3 protein-coding genes and 1 pseudogene are annotated in these 2,801 nt (G+C 73.0%); 2 read left to right on the top strand and 2 right to left on the bottom strand.

Translation table 11 applies throughout. The annotated features are described in order from the left end of the window. Positions 1–257: pseudogene (locus MXD58_RS28110) on the bottom strand (hypothetical protein); the annotation flags it as partial. Positions 258–833: 576 nt separating this feature from the next. Between MXD58_RS28110 and MXD58_RS28105 the strand changes: the two are divergent. Next, entirely contained in the window at positions 834–1,373 is a 540-nt protein-coding gene (locus MXD58_RS28105) for a MerR family transcriptional regulator (RefSeq protein ID WP_248840853.1), read from the top strand. 21 nt (positions 1,374–1,394) lie between these two features. Here MXD58_RS28105 and MXD58_RS28100 read toward each other — a convergent pair whose 3' ends face one another. Then, positions 1,395–1,949 (bottom strand): phosphatase domain-containing protein, encoded by a 555-nt coding sequence (locus MXD58_RS28100; RefSeq protein ID WP_374616756.1) that lies wholly within the window; start codon positions 1,947–1,949, stop codon positions 1,395–1,397. A 641-nt stretch (positions 1,950–2,590) separates the two neighbouring features. On the opposite strand from MXD58_RS28100, the gene MXD58_RS28095 reads away from it, so the two are divergent. Continuing rightward, positions 2,591–2,797, top strand: coding sequence for a hypothetical protein (locus MXD58_RS28095; protein WP_250611191.1), 207 nt, complete (start codon positions 2,591–2,593; stop codon positions 2,795–2,797). The last annotated feature ends 4 nt before the right edge of the window (positions 2,798–2,801 follow it).

Below are 2,801 nucleotides of genomic sequence, written 5' to 3'. Positions count from 1 at the left end.
CACACCCGGGTGATCAACACCGACATCAGGCATTCGACGAGCAGTGACACGTCCACGTCCGGGTCGATCTCGCCGCGGGGGGGGGCGCGGGGGGGGCGCGGCGGGGCGGCGGGGGGCCGCGGGGGGCGGCGCGGCCCCCGGCCGGAGCCCGCGCCGGGCCCTGTTTCCAGGTCGGCTCCCTGGTGGCTCCTTGGTGGTCCCGCCGGGTAGCCCTCGGCGCGTCGCTGTGCGACCGTGAAGCGCGGCCGCCATGGCAATGTGGCCCATCTCCCATCATCGGTGTTCCGCGCGGGAGCCCCAGGCTTCCGCGTGATGATCGCGTCCCGGTGCCGCGGCGCGCGTTTCGGTCCCACCTGCGGACACGGGGGCCCCGATCTGGGGGAGCCATTCCTTTTTGTCCGATGTGTCTAGCCGTGTCCGCTGGACTACAGACACGCCGGCTTAGATCATTGAAGGAACAGCGCGTCCCTCCTACGGTCGGGAGAGCCCGGACCCCGGAGCTAGCGTCCGCCCGAGTTCGTGGCGGACGCGTCAGCAGATGTAATGCTCCGGCTCTGACCTTGCCGGAGAGCCGGCCGCCGCGAGGCCCGTGAGACTCGTGACGGTGGCCGGCGCCAGGCCACGGGGTTGGTCGCGCTCGCCCGGCAGCAGACCGGGCGATGATCCGCGGCGCAGCCAGCGGCGTCCCCGCCGAGACGGGACGCCGCAGCGGTGGAACTGACTCGATCGGTCCGGTTCGTGCGTGGTGGGGGTATCGCGACAGCGGCCGTCGGGACGGACCCGGATCGATCCGGAGGATGGGGCTGTGACATGGCGGCGAAGTGCGTACGACGATGATCGAACAGGGTCACCTCTTCCCCGACGAGATCCCCGAGCCTCCCGGGGACGACGTCGGGTATCGCGGGCCGACCGCCTGCGCCGCCGCGGGGATCACCTATCGCCAGCTCGACTACTGGGCGCGGACGGGGCTGGTCGTGCCCAGCGTCCGTGGGGCGTCGGGATCCGGCAGCCAGCGCCTGTACTCGTTCCGGGACGTTCTCGTCCTGCGGGTCGTCCGCAAGCTGCTGGAGGCGGGGGTGTCGCTGCAGAACATCCGAGTCGCCGTGGAGCACCTGCGGACCCGGGGAGTGGACGACCTGGCGCACCTCACGCTGATCAGTGACGGCTCGACCGTGTACGAGTGCACCTCCGACGACCAGGTGATCGATCTGGTCCGCGGTGGCCAGGGCGTGTTCGCCATCGCCGTCGGCCGCGCCCTGCGGGACATGCGCGGGCAGCTCGCCGAGCTGCCCAGCGAGCGGCCGGGCGAACCGCCCGCGACCCACCCCGGCGACGAACTGGCCACCCGCCGCACCCGCCGCAGCACCGCCTGAGCGGGCGGGTGGCGCGACGCCTCAGGTGCGCCCCTCGCTCTCCTGGGCGTTGCCCAGGGTTGGTTCGTACTCGAGCCACTGCGCCCGCAGCACGGGCCAGCCATCGGCCCGCAGCAGGTCAACGACGGCCGGATCGTCGTCGACGACCACCGCGACCTGCCGGCCCGCGCCGAGTTCGCGCAGTTGCGCCCGTTTGAACACCCGCGCCGGGCGCCGGTCGTCGTCCGGGCGCATCCGTAGCTCGCCCCGGGGCAGCTCCTGTTCGCGCAGCCAGCGTGCGGTCGCCTCGCGGGAACGCTCCGGCCGGCCGGTCAGCCAGACCACCTCGTGGTCGCGGGCCAGCCGCCGCACCAGCTCCACGCCCTCGGCGAGCGGTGGGTCCGCCGGGGCGGCGGCGAAGAACGCGTCCCAGTCCCCGGGCCAGGAACGCAGGTATTGGAGCCGATGCCGGACGTCGGCCACCACCCCGTCCACGTCGATGACCGCCAGCGGTCGCTGCGCCGGGATCGCCCCGCCCCGCCCGGGCGGGCCGGTGCCCGTCGCCGCGCTGCCCGTCGCGTCAGCCGCGTCCGTCACGAGATCGCCTCCCCGTGTGGGCTTACGCCCCGCTGTCCCCTCGTCGTCCCGACCCTGGCATCTTCTGCCGAATGGTGCTGGTCCGCGGCACCGGCCCGCAGAGACGTGATTGATGTGCGGGCCGCGGTCCCCAAGGTCATGCGCCGGCCAAACCCAGTTGACCCCTCGACATCCTGTCGGTTCGTTCACATCTGGGCAGCGGTGCTCTCACCATGGGCGATGACGCCACCCCCGGCTGCCCGAACGGGCGTGCCGCCCCGACCGGTCGGCGCGTTCTGGGATGTTTGCTACCGCGGACGTGTCATGGTCGTCTGTGTGCCGTGAGATCCGGGTTGCCTGGCAGATCCGGGTTGCCTGGCAGATCCGGGTTGGCTGGCAGATCCGGGAGGCATGGCAGATCCGGGAGGCATGGGAGATCCGGGAGGGCCCGGGGGATTCGGGGCACCCGTGAGTCCTCGTTGAGGCGTGGTCGCTCGTGGGCACGTGCCCGCGCGGCGCGGGGTGGGACGCGAGGACGAAGGTCGTCGACTGGTACGAAGGTCACGTGCCGGTGGTGGCCCACGCGCGAGCGGGGCAGCCCGTCGGCGCGGCCGACGGCGGGCATCCGCCGTGGGCGGGCCGGGGGAGGGGAGGTTCGGAGGATGGCGGCTACGCGGCGGGCACGCACGCTGGTGACCGGGATCCAGTCGTCGCTGGGCGCCGCCCTGGCGCTGGCCGATCGGTTGGACGAACAGGCGGACGAGCTCGAGCGCGGCGGCGCGGCGGCGGACGGCGGGGGCGGGGCGGGGGCGCACTGCGGCCCCCTTACGACTCACAACCATCGCATCACCGAACCACCTCACCCCTAAAATC

Source organism: Frankia sp. AgKG'84/4 (assembly GCF_023242965.2).
Lineage (GTDB): Bacteria > Actinomycetota > Actinomycetes > Frankiales > Frankiaceae > Frankia.
The sequence above is the reverse complement of the archived record's forward strand: the minus strand, read 5'-3'. Positions and strand labels throughout refer to the sequence as shown.

Coding starts and splice junctions, on each gene's coding strand:
- MXD58_RS28105 (WP_248840853.1), top strand. CDS start 834: ATGATCGAACAGGGTCACCTCTTCCCCGACGAGATCCCCGAGCCTCCC.
- MXD58_RS28095 (WP_250611191.1), top strand. CDS start 2,591: ATGGCGGCTACGCGGCGGGCACGCACGCTGGTGACCGGGATCCAGTCG.